The organism is Mesorhizobium sp. LNHC252B00 (assembly GCF_000502955.1).
In the GTDB taxonomy this organism is placed as follows: Bacteria; Pseudomonadota; Alphaproteobacteria; order Rhizobiales; family Rhizobiaceae; genus Mesorhizobium.
Map to the genome: position 1 here is coordinate 1 of NZ_AYWO01000160.1, position 328 is coordinate 328.

Sequence of the window (328 nt, forward strand, 5' to 3'; positions counted from 1 at the left end):
CTGGCGATCACCTCGCTGATGGCGCTGTTTCCATTCCTGATCTTCGCCACGACGCTGGGCAGCTTCCTTGGCGCCCAGGCCTTTGCCGACACAGCCGTGCACCTGGTTTTCGACACCTGGCCGGACCAGATCGCCAAGCCGATCGCGCACGAGGTGCTGAACGTGCTGACCGTCAGGCGCAGCGATCTGTTGACTTATGGCGTGCTGCTTGCCGCCTACTTTGCCTCCAACGGCATCGAGGCGCTGCGCACCTCGCTCAACCGCGCCTATCGGGTCACGGAAACGCGCGGCATCATCTATCGCCGGGTGCAAAGCATCTTCTTCGTGC

Annotated in this window: 1 protein-coding gene; it reads left to right on the top strand. The window is 62.8% G+C overall.

All coding sequences use genetic code 11. The annotated features are described in order from the left end of the window. Positions 1 to 328 (top strand): YhjD/YihY/BrkB family envelope integrity protein (locus tag X744_RS139590; protein WP_023763273.1); only part of this gene is annotated, 328 nt, incomplete at both ends.